Below are 16,573 nucleotides of genomic sequence, written 5' to 3' on the forward strand. Positions count from 1 at the left end.
AAAAAACGCTTACGGGCGATCACTATGACTCAGGTTGAGTCTCCCCTACCCTCACCCATTTTCATGCCGCAGAAACGAAAACAGGGCCTTTCGGCCCTGTTCTCAAATGAGGATGCGCTGTCGTCTTCAGGCGACGTCGGCCTGGTCCTGGGGCGGCAGTTCGCCCATCTCGCGAAGGGTCTGAATCACCCATTCCTCGGCGCGTTGGTTGAGTTCGGCGATGGCGCGTGGCCCTTCGCCTTCCGGCTGCATCAATGGTCCGATGACCACGTCGATCACACCCGGATGCTTGGCCCAGCCGTTCTTCGGCCAGCAATGTCCGGCGTTATGCGCGATCGGCAGTACCGGCAGCTTGGCATTCACTGCCAGGGCGGCGCCGCCACGGGAGAACTTGCCCATCTGGCCAGTGGGAATGCGGGTCCCTTCCGGGAAGATCAGCACCCAGGCGCCCTGCTGCAGACGTTCATGTCCCTGCTTGGCCAGTTGCTTGAGCGCGATCTTCGGTTGACTGCGGTCGATGGCGATAGGCTTGAGTAGCGCCAGCGCCCAGCCGAAGAAAGGCACGAACAGCAGCTCGCGTTTGAGCACCTGGCTGAGCGGCTCGAAGTAGCCGGAGAGGAAGAAGGTTTCCCAGGTGCTCTGGTGTTTGGAAAGGATCACGCAGGGCTGTTCAGGAATATTCTCCACGCCACGGATCCGGTAGCGCACGCCGACGAATACCCAGGCCAGCCAGACGGCGAAGCGGCACCAACGCTGGACGACGAAGCGGTAGCGCGCGCGGAAGGGCAGCAACGGAGCGATGAATAGGCTCAGGGTGCCCCAGACAAAGGCGCTGAATGACAGCAGCAGGTAGAAAAGGGTGGTTCTGATAGCCTGCACTGTCGACATGTTCAGCGGGTCCTTAGGGCAAGAGGTGGGCGGCGACCGCCGCGAGATCGTCGAATACCAGCGTACCTTCGGGCAGCGGCTTGGCCAGGGTACGTTCGCCCTTGCCGGTCTTCACCAGAACGGGCTGACAATCGACGGCCAGGGCCGCGTCCAGGTCACCCCGGGTGTCGCCAACGAACCAGATGCCGCTGAGCGAAACGTCATAGTGAGCCGCGATTTGCCAGAGCATGCCCGGCTTCGGTTTTCGGCATTCGCAGCCGTCGTCGGGGCCGTGCGGGCAGTAGGCGATCAGGCCGACTTCACCGCCCTGCTCCGCCACCAGTTCACGCAGGCGCGCATGCATGCTCTCCAGTGTCGCCAGGTCGTAGTAGCCGCGGGCGATGCCAGACTGGTTGGTGGCGACCGCTATGGTCCAGCCGGCGCGACTGAGGCGAGCGATGGCGGCGATGGCGCTGGGAATCGGAATCCACTCGTCGAGGGATTTGATATAGGCGTCGGAGTCCTCGTTGATGACACCGTCGCGGTCGAGAATGAGTAGCTTCATGGCCTGGGCTCCGAACCGCCGGCCCTGGGGGCCGGCGGCTCTTCGCATTCCTTATCCCAGCAGGGAAATGTCGGCGACGCCGAGGAACAGCCCACGCAACTGCGCCAGCAGTGCGTAGCGGTTGGCCCGTACGGCGCTGTCGTCGGCGTTGACCAGGACTTCCTCGAAGAAGGCATCGACCGGCGCGCGCAGGGCGGCCAGGCGTGCCAGGGCGGCACGATAGTCGCGTGCCGCGGCCAGCGGAGCCACTTCGCTTGCGGCGGCTGCCACGGCGCTGCCCAGCGCCTTCTCGGCGGCTTCGTTCAGCAGGCTGTCGTTGACCGACGCCGGCACTTCGCCTTCGGCCTTGGCGAGGATGTTCGACACGCGCTTGTTGGCTGCAGCGAGGGTCTCGGCTTCGGCCAGTTGACGGAAGGCCTGCACGGCCTGCACACGCTGGTCGAAGTCCAGCGGCGCGGTCGGGGTCAGCGCACGTACCGCCTGGTACACGGCGACATCCACGCCTTCGTCCTCGTAGCGCGCCCGCAGGCGGTCGAAGATGAAGTCCTGGACCTGGGCAGCCAGGCCCTCGGCCTTGACCTTGTCGCCGTACTGGCCAACGGCGACGGCAATGGCCTCGCCGAGGTCGAGGTCGAGTTGCTTCTCGATGAGGATGCGCAGCACGCCAAGGGCGGCACGGCGCAGGGCGTAGGGGTCTTTGCTGCCGGTGGGCAGCATGCCGATGCCGAAGATGCCGACCAGGGTGTCGAGCTTGTCAGCCACCGCTACCGCAGCACCGGTGAGGGTGCTCGGCAGTTCGGCGCCAGCGCCGCGCGGCATGTACTGCTCGTTCAAGGCCAGGGCGACATCGTTCGCCTCGCCGCCGGCAGTGGCGTAGTAGTAGCCGGCGATGCCTTGCATCTCGGGGAACTCGCCGACCATCTCGGTGGCCAGGTCGCACTTCGACAGGATGCCGGCGCGCGCGGCATTCTGCGCGTTGCCGCCGATGCGCTCGGCGATGAACGCCGCCAGCGCGGAAACCCGCTCGGCCTTGTCGAATACGGTGCCGAGCTGGGCTTGGAACACCACGTTCTTCAGGCGCTCGTTGAACTGCTCCAGCGGCTGCTTCTTGTCCTGCTTGAAGAAGAACTCGGCGTCGGTCAGGCGTGGGCGCACCACCTTCTCATTACCGGAAACGATGTGTTCCGGCGCCTTGCTCTGCACGTTGGCCACGGTGATGAAGCGTGGCAGCAGCTTGCCGTTGGCATCCAGCAGGCAGAAGTACTTCTGGTTGTCCTGCATGGTGGTGATCAGTGCCTCCTGGGGCACCGCGAGGAAGCGCTCCTCGAAGGAGCAGACCAGCGGCACCGGCCATTCGACCAGTGCTGTCACTTCGTCGAGCAGGTCGGCCGGGACGATGGCGCTGCCCTTCTGCTCGGCGGCCAGTTCGGCGACGCGCTTGGCGATCAGCTCGCGGCGCTCGGCGAAGTCAGCCAGCACATGGGCGCTGCGCAGGTCTTCCAGGTAGTTGGCCGGACTGGAGATGCGCACCTGATCCGGGTTGTGGAAGCGGTGCCCGCGGGATTCGCGGCCAGCCTTCTGAGTGAGGATCTCGCACTCCACCACGTCGTCGCCGAAGAGCATCACCAGCCACTGGGTCGGGCGGACGAACTCTTCGCGGCGCGCCGCCCAGCGCATGCGCTTGGGAATCGGCAGCTCGTTCAGTGAGGTCTCGACGATGGCTGGTAGCAGGCTCACTGCCGGCTGGCCGGCGATGCTCTGGCTGAACTTCAGCTTCGGACCGCTCTTGTCGATCTGTGCCAGGTCCACGCCGCACTTCTTGGCGAAGCCGAGGGCGGCCTGGGTGGGATTGCCGTTGACGTCGAAGGCAGCTTGCAGCGGCGGGCCGTCGAGATTGACGGTGCGATCCGGTTGCTGTGCGGCGAGGCCATCGATCTGCACGGCCAGGCGGCGCGGCGCGGCGTAGTAGCGGGCAGCCGAATAGCTCAGGCCGGCGCTTTTCAGGCCTTTCTCAATACCGGCGAGGAAGGCTTCACCGAGGCTTTTCAGCGCTTTGGGTGGCAGTTCTTCGGTGCCCAGTTCGACGAGGAAATCCTTCGCGCTCATTATTCGGCCTCCTTCAGCTTGGCCAGTACTTCGTCACGCAGTTCGGCGGTGGCCATCGGGAAGCCCAGGCGCGCGCGCGCCTGCAGGTAGCTCTGCGCCACGGCGCGGGCCAGGGTGCGGACCCGCAGGATGTAACGCTGACGCTCGGTTACCGAGATGGCGCGGCGGGCGTCCAGCAGGTTGAAGGTGTGCGAAGCCTTGAGGACCATTTCATAGGTCGGCAGCGGCAGTTGCAGCTCGATCAGGCGGTTGGCCTCGCTCTCGTAGAAATCGAAGAGCTCGAAGAGTTTCTCGACGTTGGCGTGTTCGAAGTTGTAGGTCGATTGCTCCACCTCGTTCTGGTGGAATACATCGCCGTAGGTGACCTTGCCGAACGGGCCATCGGCCCACACCAGGTCGTAGACCGAGTCGACGCCCTGGATGTACATGGCCAGGCGCTCCAGGCCATAGGTGATCTCACCGGTGACCGGGTAGCACTCGATGCCGCCGACCTGCTGGAAGTAGGTGAACTGGGTCACTTCCATGCCGTTCAGCCAGATTTCCCAGCCCAGGCCCCAGGCGCCGAGGGTCGGCGATTCCCAGTTGTCCTCGACGAAGCGGATGTCGTGCACCAGCGGGTCGATGCCGATGGCCTTCAGCGAGCCCAGGTACAGCTCCTGGAAGTTCTCCGGGTTCGGCTTGAGCACCACCTGGAACTGGTAGTAGTGCTGCAGGCGGTTGGGGTTTTCGCCGTAGCGGCCGTCAGTGGGACGGCGGCTGGGCTGCACGTAGGCAGCGTTCCAGGTTTCCGGGCCGATGGCGCGGAGGAAGGTGGCGGTATGGAAGGTGCCGGCGCCTACTTCCATGTCATAGGGTTGCAGCACCACGCAACCCTGGTCGGCCCAGTATTTTTGCAGGGCCAGGATCAGGTCTTGGAAGGTGCGCACGGCGGGCGTAGTCTGGCTCACGAAAATCACCTGTGCTGGGGTGTCAAGATAAAACCGCGGAGTATACCCCATCCGCGTGCGCTCCAGCGCCCCGCCCGACCACACGGAAGGCCTTATGCCACGCTGCTTCTGGTGCAACGACGACCCTCTGTACATCGCCTACCACGACAGCGAATGGGGTGTCCCTCAGCGCAATCCGAAAGCGCTGTTCGAACTGCTGATACTCGAAGGCGCCCAGGCCGGGCTTTCCTGGATCACCGTGCTGAAGAAGCGCGAACGCTACCGCGAGGTCCTGTTCGGCTTCGATGCCGAACGCCTGGCGCGCATGAGCGACGAGGAAATCGCGGCGCGCATGCAGGACCCGGGCATCATTCGCAACCTGGCCAAGCTCAAGGCCGCCCGGCAGAACGCCCAGGCCTGGCTCGCGCTGCCCGATCCAGTGGCGTTTCTCTGGTCCTTCGTCGGCGGTGCGCCGAAGATCAATCGTTTCGGCGGTCGTAGCGAGGTGCCGGCGGTAACGCCCGAGGCGGAGGCGATGAGCAAGGCGCTGAAGAAAGCCGGCTTCACCTTCGTCGGTCCGACCATCTGCTACGCCTTCATGCAGGCCAGCGGCATGGTCATGGACCACACCACCGACTGCGATCGACACGCCGAGCTGTCCTGAAACGCGGGAGCCGCGGGCATGGGCTTGAGGTGGCTACGCCCGCTCCCACGAAGGCATTTCTCCGTAAGGGCGGACGTGAACGTCGCGGCGTCAGAGAATCACTGCCGCCGCCAGTCCCAGTGCCCCAAAGAGAAAGCCCAGGGCGGCGCCGCGTTTGGGTAGTTCAGCGAACATCAGCCAGATGATCAGCGGCTCCATCAGCAACAGCAGCACGATGGACAGCACGGAGACCAGCCAGATATCACCGAGGGCGCGGTAGCCGGTCCAGTAGGCCAGCACCAGGCAGATGCCAGCGATGCTGATCAGCAGCAGTGGCAGCCAGAGCGGTGTGAGCGATTGCCCGGCATCCTGGGCCAGGCGGGCGGCGAGCAGTTCGGCGTAGATGGCCAGCAGTTCGCCGATGGCCATCAGGAGGAGAGCGGCGGCTCCAAAGAGTTCTTTCGACATGGGATGGATCCTTTTCTTTCAGGGAGGCCCTGAAGAGCCCCTTCGCAGGGTTTCGCTGCGCGAAGCGCGCAAGGTTGCGTTGAGCGAAGGGGGCGGATCGGTTCGGTCTGCTGGATCATGTCGACGTCCTTGTGCGGGTGCCGTGATGGTACGGTTCGTACGCTTTAGCACGTCTGTCACCGCTATCGCCACAGGCTTTTCGCCTTCGGTCATGACCACTGGTTAGAATGCGCGCATCTGGCTGAAGGAGTTTTCCGTGGAGAAATTCAAAGGTGCGTTGGTGGTGGGCGGTCTGCGCCTGTTCGCCATGCTGCCCTGGCGCGCGGTGCAGGGGCTGGGGGCGGCCATCGGCTGGTTGATGTGGAAGTTGCCCAACCGCTCCCGCGAGGTGGTGCGCATCAATCTGGCGCATTGCTTCCCGGAACTGTCGCCGGCGGAGCTGGAGACGCTGGTCGGGCAGAGTCTGATGGACATCGGCAAGACCCTCACCGAGAGCGCCTGTGCCTGGATCTGGCCGCCGCAGAAGTCGCTGCAGTACATCCGCGAAGTCGAGGGCATGGAGGTTCTGGAAGAAGCGCTGGCGTCGGGTGACGGCCTGGTCGGCATCACCAGCCACCTGGGCAACTGGGAAGTGCTCAACCACTTCTACTGCTCCTACGCCAAGCCGATCATCTTTTACCGCCCGCCGAAGCTGAAGGCCGTGGACGACCTGCTGAAGAAGCAGCGCGTGCAGCTCGGCAACCGGGTGGCGCCGTCCACCCCGGAAGGCATCCTCAGCGTGATCAAGGAAGTGAAGCGCGGCGGTTGCGTGGGCATTCCGGCCGACCCGGAGCCGGCTCTCGGCGCCGGCCTCTTCGTGCCTTACCTGGGCACCACGGCACTGACCAGCAAGTTCGTACCCTCGCTGTTGTCGCGCGGCAAGGCCCGCGGGGTGTTCTTCCACGCCGTGCGCCTGCCCGACGGCAGCGGCTACAAGGTCATCCTCGAAGCCGCCCCGGCGGACATGTACGACAAGGACATGGAGGTCTCGGTGGCCGCCCTCAGCCGCGAACTGGCCAAGTACGTGCGCGCCTACCCGAGCCAATACATGTGGAGCATGAAGCGCTTCAAGAAGCGCCCCGAAGGCGAGGCCAAGTGGTACTGAGCTGACAACCGGGCGTCGCCCGGTCCGGCTTGCCGACCACCGCCGTGGCGCCCCTCTCTACCCCGCCGGGGTCAACGGCCGGACGACGCAAGGCCCGAGCGGGGGATTGTCCCTGGTCATCGATGGCGCCGATCGCTGGCGGCCGATGCCATTCATGGCTTGACCCGCGCCGCCAGATCAGGCGGACTATGCGCTGACATTCAGGTAAGGATGCCGCACATGGCCAATCAGAGGCAGTACCCGCGTACCCCGATGAAGTGCAGGATCAAGATCGCCCACTCGAGTTTCGGTGAGATATTCGGGCATACCCGCGATCTCTCCGACGGCGGCGTCTATGTCCGCCATGAGTTCCTCGCCGCGCTCCCCGCCGGTACCCGCGTCACCGGCCAGGTCCAGGACCTGCCCATCGAGGCGCCGGTGCTGCAGATGGAGGTGACCCGCACCGATGGCGACGGCGCCGGCCTGCGCTTCGTCGACTGAGCGCCAGGCGACGAGAAACCTGACTTTCGGGTCCGTTATCCGCTAGAATGCGCGCCGCTCGGCATAGGGCCGGGCATGGGTTCCCTAACCCCATCGACCAAAAAGGACGCATCCATGTCTGCCTTTTCCCCGGCGGCCCGGCGCAACGCGCTGGCCGGTCTGATCGTTTTCCACATCCTCATCATCATCGCCAGCAACTACCTGGTGCAGCTGCCGATGACCCTGTTCGGCTGGCAGACCACCTGGGGCGCCTTCAGCTTCCCGTTCATCTTCCTGGCCACCGACCTGACCGTGCGCCTGCTCGGCAAGGGCCCTGCGCGCCTGGTCATCGCCCGCGTCATGCTGCCCGCGCTGCTGGCATCCTATGGCGTCTCGGTGCTGTTCCAAGAGGGGGCCTTCCGCGGCGTCGCCGCCCTCGCCGAGTTCAACACCTTCGTCGCGCGCATCTCCCTGGGCAGCTTCTTCGCCTATGCCCTCGGGCAGATTCTCGATATCCAGGTCTTCGACCGCCTGCGCAGGCTGCGCCAGTGGTGGATCGCCCCGGTGGTGTCGACCCTGTTCGGCAACCTGATGGACACCTTCGCGTTCTTTTCAGTGGCCTTCTGGCACAGCGCCAACCCCTTCATGGCCGAGCACTGGGTGGAAATCGCCACGGTCGACTACAGCGTCAAGCTGGGCGTCAGCCTGATCCTCTTCGTGCCGCTCTACGGCATGCTGCTGCGGGCGATCCTGCGCCGGCTCGGCGCGCACTCGCCGGCCATGGCCTGAGGCCTCCCCTCACGCCAGGCGGCGGCCCTTGAGGCGTTCCAGCACGGCCAGTGGCGAGCGCTGCGGGTCCTGCATCGCCGTCACGGGCAAGAGCACCGTCTGCTCCAACATGAACTGGCCGGCGCTCACCGCGTGGGCTGCCTGGTCGCTGAAGCAGATCCAGGTACTGCCCGCAGGGAAATCCACCGTGTTCGCCGGCTCCTCCTGCAAGCGTTCGTCGGCTTTCATGCGATCGTGCAAACGCAGCATCAGGTGGTCATAGTCGCTGCGGCGGCGTTTGGTGATCTTCAACTGCGCGAGCAACCAGGTGTGCAATGGATTCGCACCTTTCTGATCGCTCAAGTAGCGCCGGCACAAGCTTTCGAAATCGCTGCCGAGGCGCCAGCGGCGAGGCTGGCCGTCGGGGTTGATGTTGCTGAAGACGCGGAGGATTCGGTCGCCATGGATCGGCCGCGAAGGAAAGGCGTCGATGTGCAGGCGGCGGTCGTCCTTGCGCCAGGAACTGCGCTCCGACCAGTTGGCAATGGCGTGCAGGCGCAGACTGGTGGTGGGGTGGTGCAGGTTGCCGCGGTAAGCGACGAAGAGTTGTTCGAGCAAATTCAGGCTGAAGCGGTAGTAGCGCTCCAGCAATTGGCTGGCAATGCGGCGTGCGCCGGGGTCGCTGATGCCATTCAAGTGGCCGTCGAGCGGGGTGAGGCTGACATTCTTGCGCCCGCGATCGACCCAGGCGGGGTCGAGCAGCGCCTGTTCCTCATCATTGAGGGCGAAGCCAAGGTCCGGGAACAGCAGCACCGCGCCGCGTTCCAGTCGTTCGATCAGTGTGTCGCTCGGTGGCGTGGCATGCGGACGCCAGTCCGCCAGGGTCAGTACGGGACGTGCGGCTGACATGGGAGCTCCAGCATTGGCTAATGACCAAGACCTGCTGCTGGATGAGTCTAGACATATTTCGTAATGATTTTGCCGGAAAGGTGCCGGCCTTATCGCGTTCCTTCCTAGCGCGCCTTGTCCAGCTTGCGCAGGAATACCGTCATTTCCTTCTCGGCCTGTTTGTCGCCGTGGGCCTGGGCCGCAGCCAGGCCATCGCTCCAGGCGCGCCGCGCGCCGTCCAGGTCGCCCTGGGCCTGCAGGGCCTTGCCCAGCAGCTTCCACGCCGCCGAGTACTTCGGATCCTGCTCCACGCAGCGGCGCAGGTGCACGGCCGCGGTTGCCGCATCTCCGGCGTCCAGGTAACCCTTGCCCAGGCCAAAGCGCAGCAGTGGGTTATCCACACCCTTGGCGAGCATCTTTTCCAGACCTTCGAGCATCGGCTAGCCCCTCAGAAGAACGTCAGCCCGGCCTGGAACAGCCGCTCGACGTCTCGGATACGTTTCTTGTCGACCACGAAAAGGATCACATGGTCGCCCGCTTCGATCTGCGTTTCGCCGTGGGCGATGAGCACCGCTTCATCGCGGATCACCGCGCCGATGGTGGTGCCCGGCGGCAGGTGCACCTCGCTGACTTTGCGGCCGATCACCTTGCTCGACTTGGCGTCACCGTGGGCGACCATCTCGATGGCTTCGGCGGCGCCCCGGCGCAGGGAGTGCACGCTTTCGATATCGCCACGGCGCACATGGGTCAGCAGGGTGCCGATGGTGGCCAACTGCGGGCTGATGGCGATGTCGATCTCGCCGCCCTGGACCAGATCGACGTAGGCCGGGTTGTTGATGAGGGTCATCACCTTGCGCGCGCCCAGGCGCTTGGCCAGCAGCGAGGACATGATGTTGGCCTCGTCGTCATTGGTCAGGGCGAGGAACAGGTCGGTCTCGCCGATATCCTCTTCCAGCAGCAGGTCGCGGTCGGAGGCGCTGCCCTGGAGGACGATGGCGCTGTCCAGGTTGTCCGACAGATGCCGGCAGCGCGCCGCGTTCATCTCGATGATCTTCACCTGGTAGCGATTTTCGATGGCCTCGGCCAGGCGCTCGCCGATGTTGCCGCCGCCGGCGATGATGATCCGCTTGTAGTTTTCCTCCATGCGCCGCATCTCGCCCATCACCGCGCGGATGTGGGCCTTGGCGGCGATGAAGAAGACTTCGTCGTCGGCTTCGATCACGGTGTCGCCCTGGGGGATGATCGGCCGGTTGCGTCGGTAGATGGCCGCCACCCGCGTATCGGCGTTGGGCATGTGTTCGCGTAGCTGGCGCAGCTCCTGGCCGATCAGCGGGCCGCCATAGTGCGCCTTGATCGCCACCAGTTGCGCCTTGCCCTCGGCGAAGTCGATCACCTGCAGCGAGCCGGGGTACTCGATCAGGCGCTTGATGTAGTTGGTCACCACCTGTTCCGGGCTGATCAGCACGTCCACCGGGATGGCGTCGTTGTCGAACAGACCGGTGCGGGTCAGGTAGGCCGACTCGCGCACCCGGGCGATGCGCGTCGGCGTGTTGAACAGGGTGTAGGCGACCTGGCAGGCGACCATGTTCACTTCGTCGCTGTTGGTCACCGCCACCAGCATGTCGGCATCGTCGGCGCCGGCCTGGCGCAATACCGTGGGGAACGACGCCTTGCCCTGTACGGTGCGGATGTCCAGGCGGTCGTTGAGGTCGCGCAGGCGCTCGCCGTCGGTGTCGACCACGGTGATGTCGTTGGCTTCGCTGGCCAGGTGCTCGGCCAGGGTGCCGCCGACCTGGCCGGCACCGAGGATGATGATCTTCATGGGATGGGCTCTACGCCTGGTTGCTGACGGCGCCGCGCGGAGTTAACGGGCGGAAATCTTGATCAGCTTGGCATAGTAGAAACCGTCGTGCCCGCCTTCCTGCGGCAGCAACTGGCGGCCATGGGCCTGCTTGATGCCCCAGGGACCGGCCAGGTCGAGTTCACGCGCGCCCGGCGTGCGAGCGAGGAAGGCGCCGATGCCGTCGCTGTTCTCCGGCGGCATGACCGAGCAGGTGGCGTAAAGCAGCACACCGCCGACTTCCAGGGTCGGCCAGAGGGCGTCGAGCAGCTCGCCCTGCAACTGCGCCAGGGCCGCGATGTCCTCGGCGGTGCGGGTCAGCTTGATGTCCGGGTGACGGCGGATCACCCCGGTGGCCGAGCAGGGCGCGTCCAGCAGGATGCGCTGGAATGGCTTGCCGTCCCACCAGGCCGCGGTATCGCGGCCATCGGCGGCGACCAGGGTGGCGTCCAGCCGCAGGCGCGCGAGGTTCTCGCGCACGCGCACCAGGCGCGCCGCTTCCAGGTCGACGCCGAGCACATTGGCCAGGCCGGGCTCGGCTTCCAGCAGGTGGCAGGTCTTGCCGCCCGGCGCGCAGCAGGCGTCGAGCACGCGCTGGCCGGGGGCCAGTTCGAGCAGATCCGCAGCCAGTTGCGCGGCTTCGTCCTGTACGCTGACGCGGCCATCGGCGAAGCCCGGCAGCTCGCGGACGTCACATGGCTGTTCGAGCTGGATACCGTCGCGGCTGTACGCGCAGGCGCTGGCGGCGATGCCGGCAGCCTGCAGTTCGCCAAGGTAGGCGTCGCGGCTGCCATGGCGGCGATTGACCCGCAGGGTCATCGGCGGGTGGGCGTTGTTCGCGGCGCAGATGGCTTCGAACTGCTCCGGCCAGGCCTGCTTCAGCGCCTTTTGCAGCCAGCGCGGATGCGCCAGGCGCGCCGCCGGGTCGCGATCGACCTCGGCCAGCAGCGTTTCGCCTTCCCGTTGGGCGCGGCGCAGGACGGCGTTGAGCAGGCCCTTGGCCCAGGACTTCTTCAGCTTGTCGGCGCAACCGACGGTCTCGCCGATGGCGGCGTGGGCGGGAATGCGGGTGTACAGCAACTGGTAGAGGCCGACCAGCAGCAGCGCCTCGACATCGCGGTCGCCGGCCTTGAACGGCTTCTGCAGCAGGCGCGCCGCCAGCGCGGCGAGGCGCGGCTGCCAGCGGGCGGCGCCGAAGGCCAGTTCCTGGGTCAGGCCGCGATCGCGTGGGGCGACCTGCTCCAGTTGCGGCGGCAGCGAGCTGCCCAGCGAGGCACGGCCGGCCAGCACCGCTGTCAGGGCGCGCGCCGCGGCGAGGCGCGGGCTGGCGTTCATTGGCCGAGCACCAGGCCGATGGCGAACTGGTCGCGGCGGCTGTTGAACAGATCGGCGAAGGCCAGCGGCTTGCCACCGGGCAGCTGCAGGCGGGTCAGCAACAGGCTGCCTTCGCCGCAGCCGACCAGCAGGCCGTCGCGGCTGGCGGCGAGGATCTTGCCGGGCTCGCCACGGCCTTCACCGAGGCGCGCACCCCAGACTTTCAAGGCTTCGCCATTCAGCGTGGTATGGCACACCGGCCAGGGATCGAAGGCGCGCACGCGGCGCTCCAGCTCCTCGGCGGGGCGCCGCCAGTCCAGCTTCGCCTCGTCCTTGCTCAGCTTGTGCGCATAGGTGGCCAGGGCATCGTCCTGTCTTTCGCCTTGCAGCGTGGCGGCGGCCAGGCCTTCGATGGCTTGCACCACGGCTTGCGGGCCGAGCTCGGCGAGGCGGTCATGCAGGCTGCCGCCGGTGTCGCTGGGCGAGATGGGCGTGGTTGTCTTGAGCAGCATCGGGCCGGTGTCCAGGCCGGCCTCCATCTGCATCACGGTGACGCCGCTCTCGGCATCACCGGCTTCCACCGCGCGCTGGATCGGCGCCGCGCCGCGCCAGCGCGGCAGCAGCGAGGCATGGCTGTTGATGCAGCCCAGGCGCGGGATATCGAGCACCACTTGCGGCAGGATCAGGCCGTAGGCCACCACCACCATCAGGTCCGGCGCGAGCGCCGCCAGTTCGGCCTGGGCCGCCGGGTCGCGCAGGGTCGCCGGCTGCAGCACCGGCAGGCCGTGTTCGAGCGCGAGCTGCTTGACCGGGCTGGGCATCAGCTTCTGCCCGCGGCCGGCCGGGCGGTCCGGCTGGGTGTAGACGGCGACGATCTGGTGCGGGCCGTCGAGCAGGGCCTTGAGGTGTGCGGCGGCGAACTCCGGGGTGCCGGCGAAGACCAGACGGAGGGATTGGCTCATGCGGGGTCACTCATGCGGGTGCGCTGAAAAGAAAAAAGGCTTGCCGGAGCAAGCCTTTCGGGCGTCGGGCTCAAGCCTGGAGGCGGTGCTGCTTTTCCAGTTTCTTCTTGATGCGGTCGCGTTTGAGGGTAGACAGGTAATCGACGAACAGCTTGCCGTTGAGGTGGTCGCACTCGTGCTGGATGCACACCGCCAGCAGGCCTTCGGCGATCTCCTCGAAGGGCTTGCCGTCGCGGTCCAGTGCCGTGACGCGCACGCGCAGCGGTCGGTCGACGTTCTCGTAGAAGCCGGGCACCGACAGGCAACCTTCCTGGTACTGGCCCATCTCTTCGGTGAGCAGCTCCAGTTCGGGATTGATGAACACGCGCGGCTCGGACTTGTCCTCGGACAGGTCCATCACCACGATGCGCTTGTGCACGTTCACCTGGGTAGCGGCCAGGCCGATGCCCGGTGCCTCGTACATGGTTTCGAACATGTCGTCGACCAGTTGACGTACGCTGTCGTCGACCTCCGCGACCGGCTTGGCGATCGTGCGCAGGCGCGGATCAGGGAATTCGAGAATGTTCAGAATGGCCATATGCGTTTGTGATGCACTTGTGGAATAAAGTAAAAATCGGCTGCTAAGATGATGAGCAGCATCGAAAAATCGCTGGAAAGCCCGGTAGGGGCGGCTTTCACGCGTTTGTGGGTACACATAATAAAGGGATTCACCGCATGAGGAAAACACTACTCGCCGTGCTGCTGCTGGCGGCAGGGAGCGTGGCGCAGGGGGCTGTGCAGCTCAAGGATGGCCATCCCGACCGCTACACGGTGGTCAAGGGTGATACCCTCTGGGACATCTCGGGCAAGTTCCTGAGCAAGCCCTGGAAGTGGCCGGAAATCTGGCAGGTGAATCCACAGGTCCGCAACCCGAACCTGATCTATCCGGGCGACGTCCTCAGCCTGGTCTACGTGAACGGTCAGCCGCGCATCGTCCTCAATCGCGGCGCCTCCCACGGCACCATCAAACTGTCCCCGCAGGTACGCAGCACGCCCATCGCCGAGGCGGTGCCGACCATCCCGCTGGAGAAGATCAACGCCTTCCTGCTGTCCAACCGCATCGTCAACAGCGAAGGTGACTTCAGCAATGCGCCCTACATGGTCGCCGGCGACGCCGATCGCGTGGTCAGCGGCGCCGGTGACCGCGCCTATGCCCGTGGCCGCCAGCTTAACGAAGAGGGCAGCTACGGCATCTTCCGCCAGGGCAAGGTCTACACCGACCCGGACACCAAGGAAGTCCTCGGCATCGATGCCATGGACGTCGGCAGCGCCAACGTCGTGGCCAAGGAAGACGACATCGCCACGCTGAACCTCACCCGCTCCACTCAGGAAGTGCGCCCGGGCGACCGCCTGTTCCCCACCGAGGAGCGCGCGATCACCTCGACCTTCATGCCCAGCGAGCCGAAGCGCAGCATCCAGGGCACCATCATCGACGTGCCGCGCGGCGTGACGCAGATCGGCAAGTACGACGTGGTGACCATCGACAAGGGCGCCCGCGACGGCCTCGAAGAAGGCAACGTCCTGGCCATCTACAAGCTCGGTGAAACCGTGCGCGACCGCGTCAGCGGCGATCTGGTGAAGATTCCCAACGAGCGCTCCGGCCTGGTGATGATCTTCCGCACCTACAACCGCCTGAGCTATGGCCTGGTGCTCACGGCCAGCCGCTCGCTGGAAGTGCAGGACAAAGTGCGCAATCCCTGAGTCCCGATGCCCGAGAAGAACCCCGCCGATGCGGGGTTTTTCTTTTGCGCCGGGCGATTTTCCGAAGCGTCCGACAGGCATGGTGGCGCAGGGGCGGCATAGTCGGGACTCCCCTTGCCGCGCAATGGAATGCCGCCATGTCCCTCGCCCCCTCCGCTTGCCGATCTCCCGCCGAACTCGAAGCGCGCCTGCGCCTGCATGCGTTGCCCGAGATCGGTCCCCGACGTTTCGCCGGCCTGCTCGCGGCCTTTTCCTCGGCGTCCGCCGCCCTCAGCGCGCCAGCCAGCGCCTGGCGCGCGCTGGGCATGCCGAGCGGCTGCGCCGAGGCGCGCCGCAGCGCCCGTGTGCGTGACAGCGCGTCCCACGCCCTGCGCTGGCTGGAGGCGCCGGGGCGACACCTGCTGATGTGGGACGACCCGGGCTATCCCGCCCTGCTCGCCGAGCTGGCCGATGCCCCGCCGCTGCTGTTCGTCCAGGGCGATCCGCAGGCACTGGAGCGTCCACAGTTGGCCGTGGTCGGCAGCCGTCGCGCCAGCCGGCCGGGGCTGGACTGCGCGCGCGCCTTCGCCCGCGCCCTGGCTGAGGGGGGATTCGCCATCACCAGCGGCCTGGCCCTGGGCATCGACGGCGCCGCCCACGAGGGCGCCCTGGCGGCCGGCGGGCAGACCCTGGCGGTGCTCGGCACCGGCCTGGAGCGCATCTACCCCAGCCGGCACCGCGACCTGGCCCGGCGCATCACGGAACAGGGCGGCGCCCTGCTCTCCGAGCTGGTGCTGGACTGCGCCCCGCACGCGGCCAACTTCCCCCGACGCAACCGCATCATCAGCGGCCTCTCGCTCGGCGTGCTGGTGGTCGAGGCGAGCCCCTCCAGCGGCTCGCTGATCACCGCACGGATGGCGGCCGAGCAGGGACGCGAGGTCTATGCCATCCCCGGTTCCATCCATCACCCCGGTGCCCGTGGTTGCCATGAGCTGATCCGCCAGGGCGCGACCCTGGTGGAAAGCATCGAGCACATCCTCGAAGGCTTGCGCGGCTGGAGCCAAGGCGCCCCGGCGCCGGCCCCGGAGACGCCGATCCACCCGCTGCTGGCCTTGCTGCGCGCGGCGCCGCAGAGCAGCGAGGCACTGGCGGCGAGCAGTGGTTGCACCTTGCCGCAGGTGCTGGCGGCACTCACCGAGCTGGAAGTCGCCGGGGAGGTGGTCTGCGAGGCGGGTGTCTGGATGCATCGAGCCCGTTGAGCACGTAAACTGCCGCGCATTCGTGTTCGGTGGGAGTTTCTCGATGATCAGTAGTTGGCGGGTACGGCGAATGGCCAAGGTAGTCCGGGATGGTGGCGTGATCGCCTATCCGACCGAGGCGGTCTGGGGCTTGGGCTGTGATCCGTGGAACGAAGACGCGGTCTATCGCCTGCTGGCGATCAAGGCGCGTCCGGTGGAGAAGGGCCTGATCCTGGTGGCCGACAATATCCGCCAGTTCGACTTCCTCCTCGCCGACCTGCCGCAGGAGTGGCAGGACCGCCTCGGCGGCACCTGGCCGGGACCGAATACCTGGCTGGTGCCGCACCAGAATCGCCTGCCGGAGTGGATCACCGGCGAGCACACCAGCGTCGCCCTGCGCGTCAGCGCGCATCCGCTGGTCCGCGAACTCTGCGCCCTCACCGGACCGCTGGTATCGACCTCGGCCAACCCGGCCGGGCGCCCGGCGGCGCGCACGCGCCTGCGCATCGAGCAGTACTTCCGTGGCGAGCTGGACGGCGTGCTCGGCGGCGCCCTGGGCGGGCGGCGCAACCCCAGCCTGATCCGCGACCTGATCAGCGGCCGGGTGGTGCGCCCGGCCTGAGCGGCCTGCCAGGCGGATAACGCCGACAGCGTTATCCGCCAGTG

18 protein-coding genes are annotated in these 16,573 nt (G+C 66.3%); 7 read left to right on the plus strand and 11 right to left on the minus strand.

Annotation, left to right across the window (positions count from 1 at the left end; translation table 11 throughout):
* Positions 1–126 precede the first annotated feature (126 nt).
* The 4 genes from BLQ74_RS23145 to glyQ are packed head-to-tail and all read right to left on the minus strand — an operon-like array spanning position 127 to position 4,485.
* Positions 127–888 carry a lysophospholipid acyltransferase family protein gene (locus BLQ74_RS23145; RefSeq protein ID WP_090267183.1) on the minus strand — a complete coding sequence of 254 codons (762 nt, stop codon included), beginning with the start codon at positions 886–888 and terminating at the stop codon, positions 127–129.
* 13 nt (positions 889–901) lie between these two features.
* Positions 902–1,432 carry a D-glycero-beta-D-manno-heptose 1,7-bisphosphate 7-phosphatase gene (gene gmhB, locus BLQ74_RS23150; protein ID WP_090267187.1) on the minus strand — a complete coding sequence of 177 codons (531 nt, stop codon included), beginning with the start codon at positions 1,430–1,432 and terminating at the stop codon, positions 902–904.
* Positions 1,433–1,483: 51 nt separating this feature from the next.
* Complete coding sequence (glyS, locus tag BLQ74_RS23155; protein WP_090267190.1) at positions 1,484–3,538, minus strand: glycine--tRNA ligase subunit beta; 2,055 nt, start codon at positions 3,536–3,538, stop codon at positions 1,484–1,486.
* Positions 3,538–4,485 carry a glycine--tRNA ligase subunit alpha gene (gene glyQ, locus BLQ74_RS23160; protein WP_090267194.1) on the minus strand — a complete coding sequence of 316 codons (948 nt, stop codon included), beginning with the start codon at positions 4,483–4,485 and terminating at the stop codon, positions 3,538–3,540. The genes glyS and glyQ overlap by 1 nt, the downstream gene beginning before the upstream one ends.
* Before the next feature lie 94 nt (positions 4,486–4,579).
* Here glyQ and BLQ74_RS23165 point away from each other — a divergent pair, with 94 nt between their 5' ends.
* Positions 4,580–5,128, plus strand: a complete 549-nt coding sequence (locus BLQ74_RS23165; RefSeq protein WP_090267197.1) for a DNA-3-methyladenine glycosylase I — start codon at positions 4,580–4,582, stop codon at positions 5,126–5,128.
* A gap of 90 nt (positions 5,129–5,218) precedes the next feature.
* On the opposite strand, the gene BLQ74_RS23170 is transcribed toward BLQ74_RS23165, so the two are convergent.
* On the minus strand, positions 5,219–5,575 hold the full coding sequence (locus tag BLQ74_RS23170) for a hypothetical protein (protein ID WP_170842857.1): 357 nt from the start codon (positions 5,573–5,575) through the stop codon (positions 5,219–5,221).
* 256 nt (positions 5,576–5,831) lie between these two features.
* Between BLQ74_RS23170 and BLQ74_RS23175 the strand changes: the two genes are divergently transcribed.
* From BLQ74_RS23175 to BLQ74_RS23185, 3 genes are all read left to right on the plus strand, one after another.
* Positions 5,832–6,719, plus strand: coding sequence for a lysophospholipid acyltransferase (locus BLQ74_RS23175; RefSeq protein ID WP_090267200.1), 888 nt, complete (start codon positions 5,832–5,834; stop codon positions 6,717–6,719).
* Positions 6,720–6,938: 219 nt separating this feature from the next.
* The gene (locus BLQ74_RS23180; RefSeq protein WP_090267203.1) at positions 6,939–7,199 is read left to right on the plus strand and encodes a PilZ domain-containing protein; all 261 of its coding nucleotides are present in this window, start codon (positions 6,939–6,941) and stop codon (positions 7,197–7,199) included.
* A gap of 114 nt (positions 7,200–7,313) precedes the next feature.
* Complete coding sequence (locus tag BLQ74_RS23185; protein ID WP_090267207.1) at positions 7,314–7,967, plus strand: 7-cyano-7-deazaguanine/7-aminomethyl-7-deazaguanine transporter; 654 nt, start codon at positions 7,314–7,316, stop codon at positions 7,965–7,967.
* Positions 7,968–7,976: 9 nt separating this feature from the next.
* On the opposite strand, the gene kdoO is transcribed toward BLQ74_RS23185, so the two are convergent.
* The 6 genes from kdoO to def form a co-directional block, all read right to left on the minus strand.
* A complete protein-coding gene (kdoO, locus tag BLQ74_RS23190) occupies positions 7,977–8,855 on the minus strand; it encodes a Kdo hydroxylase KdoO (RefSeq protein WP_090267210.1) in 879 nt (292 codons plus the stop codon).
* Between the two features lie 104 nt (positions 8,856–8,959).
* Positions 8,960–9,271 (minus strand): tetratricopeptide repeat protein, encoded by a 312-nt coding sequence (locus tag BLQ74_RS23195; RefSeq protein WP_090267212.1) that lies wholly within the window; start codon positions 9,269–9,271, stop codon positions 8,960–8,962.
* Positions 9,272–9,282: 11 nt separating this feature from the next.
* The gene (gene trkA / locus BLQ74_RS23200) at positions 9,283–10,656 is read right to left on the minus strand and encodes a Trk system potassium transporter TrkA (protein ID WP_090267214.1); all 1,374 of its coding nucleotides are present in this window, start codon (positions 10,654–10,656) and stop codon (positions 9,283–9,285) included.
* 42 nt (positions 10,657–10,698) lie between these two features.
* Complete coding sequence (rsmB, locus tag BLQ74_RS23205) at positions 10,699–12,009, minus strand: 16S rRNA (cytosine(967)-C(5))-methyltransferase RsmB (protein WP_090267217.1); 1,311 nt, start codon at positions 12,007–12,009, stop codon at positions 10,699–10,701.
* Complete coding sequence (fmt, locus tag BLQ74_RS23210; protein ID WP_090267219.1) at positions 12,006–12,950, minus strand: methionyl-tRNA formyltransferase; 945 nt, start codon at positions 12,948–12,950, stop codon at positions 12,006–12,008. The genes rsmB and fmt overlap by 4 nt, the downstream gene beginning before the upstream one ends.
* Before the next feature lie 70 nt (positions 12,951–13,020).
* The gene (def, locus tag BLQ74_RS23215) at positions 13,021–13,527 is read right to left on the minus strand and encodes a peptide deformylase (RefSeq protein ID WP_090267222.1); all 507 of its coding nucleotides are present in this window, start codon (positions 13,525–13,527) and stop codon (positions 13,021–13,023) included.
* Positions 13,528–13,664: 137 nt separating this feature from the next.
* On the opposite strand from def, the gene BLQ74_RS23220 reads away from it, so the two are divergent.
* From BLQ74_RS23220 to tsaC, 3 genes are all read left to right on the plus strand, one after another.
* Positions 13,665–14,690 (plus strand): LysM peptidoglycan-binding domain-containing protein, encoded by a 1,026-nt coding sequence (locus BLQ74_RS23220; RefSeq protein WP_090267225.1) that lies wholly within the window; start codon positions 13,665–13,667, stop codon positions 14,688–14,690.
* A gap of 137 nt (positions 14,691–14,827) precedes the next feature.
* On the plus strand, positions 14,828–15,928 hold the full coding sequence (gene dprA, locus BLQ74_RS23225; protein WP_090267229.1) for a DNA-processing protein DprA: 1,101 nt from the start codon (positions 14,828–14,830) through the stop codon (positions 15,926–15,928).
* A 43-nt stretch (positions 15,929–15,971) separates the two neighbouring features.
* A complete protein-coding gene (tsaC, locus tag BLQ74_RS23230; protein ID WP_090267233.1) occupies positions 15,972–16,529 on the plus strand; it encodes an L-threonylcarbamoyladenylate synthase type 1 TsaC in 558 nt (185 codons plus the stop codon).
* Positions 16,530–16,573: the final 44 nt, after the last annotated feature.

The organism is Pseudomonas panipatensis, assembly GCF_900099785.1.
GTDB lineage: Bacteria > Pseudomonadota > Gammaproteobacteria > Pseudomonadales > Pseudomonadaceae > Pseudomonas > Pseudomonas panipatensis.

Bases quoted from the DNA above. Each gene is read 5' to 3' on its own strand.
- BLQ74_RS23165 (WP_090267197.1), top strand. From the start codon at position 4,580: ATGCCACGCTGCTTCTGGTGCAACGACGACCCTCTGTACATCGCCTAC.
- BLQ74_RS23170 (WP_170842857.1), bottom strand. From the start codon at position 5,575: ATGTCGAAAGAACTCTTTGGAGCCGCCGCTCTCCTCCTGATGGCCATC.
- BLQ74_RS23195 (WP_090267212.1), bottom strand. From the start codon at position 9,271: ATGCTCGAAGGTCTGGAAAAGATGCTCGCCAAGGGTGTGGATAACCCA.
- kdoO (WP_090267210.1), bottom strand. From the start codon at position 8,855: ATGTCAGCCGCACGTCCCGTACTGACCCTGGCGGACTGGCGTCCGCAT.
- BLQ74_RS23180 (WP_090267203.1), top strand. From the start codon at position 6,939: ATGGCCAATCAGAGGCAGTACCCGCGTACCCCGATGAAGTGCAGGATC.
- trkA (WP_090267214.1), bottom strand. From the start codon at position 10,656: ATGAAGATCATCATCCTCGGTGCCGGCCAGGTCGGCGGCACCCTGGCC.
- fmt (WP_090267219.1), bottom strand. From the start codon at position 12,950: ATGAGCCAATCCCTCCGTCTGGTCTTCGCCGGCACCCCGGAGTTCGCC.
- tsaC (WP_090267233.1), top strand. From the start codon at position 15,972: ATGATCAGTAGTTGGCGGGTACGGCGAATGGCCAAGGTAGTCCGGGAT.
- gmhB (WP_090267187.1), bottom strand. From the start codon at position 1,432: ATGAAGCTACTCATTCTCGACCGCGACGGTGTCATCAACGAGGACTCC.
- def (WP_090267222.1), bottom strand. From the start codon at position 13,527: ATGGCCATTCTGAACATTCTCGAATTCCCTGATCCGCGCCTGCGCACG.
- BLQ74_RS23145 (WP_090267183.1), bottom strand. From the start codon at position 888: ATGTCGACAGTGCAGGCTATCAGAACCACCCTTTTCTACCTGCTGCTG.
- glyS (WP_090267190.1), bottom strand. From the start codon at position 3,538: ATGAGCGCGAAGGATTTCCTCGTCGAACTGGGCACCGAAGAACTGCCA.
- BLQ74_RS23220 (WP_090267225.1), top strand. From the start codon at position 13,665: ATGAGGAAAACACTACTCGCCGTGCTGCTGCTGGCGGCAGGGAGCGTG.
- rsmB (WP_090267217.1), bottom strand. From the start codon at position 12,009: ATGAACGCCAGCCCGCGCCTCGCCGCGGCGCGCGCCCTGACAGCGGTG.
- BLQ74_RS23185 (WP_090267207.1), top strand. From the start codon at position 7,314: ATGTCTGCCTTTTCCCCGGCGGCCCGGCGCAACGCGCTGGCCGGTCTG.
- dprA (WP_090267229.1), top strand. From the start codon at position 14,828: ATGTCCCTCGCCCCCTCCGCTTGCCGATCTCCCGCCGAACTCGAAGCG.